Here is a 1808-nt window from a genome sequence, read left to right as displayed (position 1 = left end):
CCTCCTACCGCGGCAACTATGACCGGCTCGCCGAGGTCAAGGCCCGGTACGACCCCGGAAACCACTTCCACGTCAACCAGAACATCCCGCCGGCCCGTTAGGCTGTTAGACCGTTCCCGATACGGTAGACACCCGGTAGAAGGTTGGCGCTGGCTCCCGGTCCGCACTCCACGCACGGAGAAGGAGATGTGCGCTCTCCTGGACGCGCTGATCGCGGACGGTGATGCCGGTATCCGGGTCGCCTTCGCCGTCATCCAACTCGCCACCGGCCACGCCGTGGGCTGGACCACCTACGGCTTCTTCAGCGCCGTCCATGAACGGCTGGAGATCGGCTGGACCTGGTACGGCCGCGCTGCCTGGCGCACCGCCGTCAACAGCGAGTCCAAGCTGCTGCTGCTCACGCACGCCTTCGAAGACCTCGGCATGGGCCGCGTGTCCTTTCGCACCGACCACCTCAACACTCGGCGACCAGTGGCCCGCCGTGAAGGAGCGGTTGACCGCCCGCCTTGCCGCTGGCTGAACCGTATTCGACCGGCCGACCACAGCCCGGCCGTCCTGATCTGGGCCGGCGTCCGCGCCAGCAGCGGATAGACCGTCAAGCCGGGTCAGGCGGTGCTAGTTCGCGCCGCGGTGACCGCCACCGTGGTGTAGAGCATCGTGAAGCCGCCCCCCATCGCGTCGATGGCGACCCCGACGCCCGCCAGCACCTCCGCCAGTTTGTCCGCCGGAAGCTGGGTGAGGGTGCCGTGGGTTGGCATCTGGTCCAGCCACGCGTCCCCGGTGTAGGACTGCTCCCAGTCGAATCGCCACTGCTCCGGGTCGGTGAACCCGCCCACCGCTCGGATCCCGTCGGCGGCCTTGGTGAACAGGACCTGGTAGCTGTCCAGGGCTTGCCTCCTCTGCTGGAGGTTGAACGGCGAGTCGGGCACGACCCGCTGATAAACCGCGGCAAAAGCTTCCGCCACGTCGGACGGAAGCTGGAACACGTGCCCGAACGCTGCCAGCCGGCCGCCAGGCCGCAGCACCTGTGCCGCCTTGGCCGCTCCCGCGACCGGGTCGACCCAGTGCCAGGCCTGCCCGGCGATGACCGCGTCGAAGGTCCGGCCGGCGGGGTCCCAGGCTTCGAAGGTCGCCACCTCGACCGTGAGCCCGCTGCGCCGCGCGACGTCAGCCATCCGCGCGTCGGGTTCGACGCCGAGCACCCGGCAGCCGACCGCCTGAAACTGCCGGGCGGCGATGCCGGTACCGATGCCCACGTCGAGGACGTCGGGCCCGGGGCTGGCGGCGATGATCGCCTCCACCAGGGCGTCGGGATAGCGGGGCCGGCTCCGGTCGTAGCGTTCGGGGTCCGAGCCGAACGACTCCGCCATCTGTCGGGCTTGATGAGGCTCATGGTCGGAAGGACGTGATTGCTTCTGCGGTAAAGTGGGCATGCGCCCACTGTAGTGGGCATACGCCCACTGTAGTGGGCATACGCCCACTCGTCCATCGAGTGGCGCACAGCGAGGGAAGGAGGATGCGCAGTGCCGACGGGGGTACACATCCGTGACGCGCGCGAGCAGCTGTTCGAGGCCGCCGAGCGCATCCTGCTCCGGGACGGGCCGAACGCGCTGACCAGCCGGGCGGTCACCACGCAGGCCGGCTGCGCCAAGGGCGTCCTTCACCGGCACTTCGCCGACTTCGACGCCTTCCTCGTCGAGCTCGTGCAGGACCGCATCGCTCGGATCGACACCCAGGCCGCCGCCCTTCGAGACTCCGCCGGGACCGGCACCGTCGCCGCCACCCTCACCGGCGCGCTGACGGACCTG

Annotated in this window: 4 protein-coding genes; 3 read left to right on the top strand and 1 reads right to left on the bottom strand. The window is 69.6% G+C overall.

The window, feature by feature from the left end; translation table 11 throughout:
• Both U9980_RS28760 and U9980_RS23890 read left to right on the top strand, forming a co-directional pair.
• The coding region (locus tag U9980_RS28760; RefSeq protein ID WP_322769746.1) for a BBE domain-containing protein at positions 1-101 on the top strand (101 nt) is incomplete at its 5' end.
• A 1-nt stretch (position 102) separates the two neighbouring features.
• Entirely contained in the window at positions 103-591 is a 489-nt protein-coding gene (locus U9980_RS23890) for a GNAT family N-acetyltransferase (RefSeq protein WP_416210377.1), read from the top strand.
• Positions 592-605: 14 nt separating this feature from the next.
• Here U9980_RS23890 and U9980_RS23885 read toward each other — a convergent pair whose 3' ends face one another.
• The gene (locus U9980_RS23885; protein ID WP_416210376.1) at positions 606-1433 is read right to left on the bottom strand and encodes a class I SAM-dependent methyltransferase; all 828 of its coding nucleotides are present in this window, start codon (positions 1431-1433) and stop codon (positions 606-608) included.
• Positions 1434-1523: 90 nt separating this feature from the next.
• Here U9980_RS23885 and U9980_RS23880 point away from each other — a divergent pair.
• Positions 1524-1808 (top strand): TetR/AcrR family transcriptional regulator (locus U9980_RS23880; protein WP_322769986.1); only part of this gene is annotated, 285 nt, incomplete at its 3' end.

The organism is Protofrankia sp. Cr1, from assembly GCF_963555865.1.
Taxonomy (GTDB): Bacteria; Actinomycetota; Actinomycetes; order Frankiales; family Frankiaceae; genus Protofrankia.
Note: the sequence above shows the minus strand (reverse complement) of the source record. Positions and strands in the feature narration are given on the sequence as shown.

Bases quoted from the DNA above. Each gene is read 5' to 3' on its own strand.
- U9980_RS23885 (WP_416210376.1), bottom strand. From the start codon at position 1,433: ATGCCCACTTTACCGCAGAAGCAATCACGTCCTTCCGACCATGAGCCT.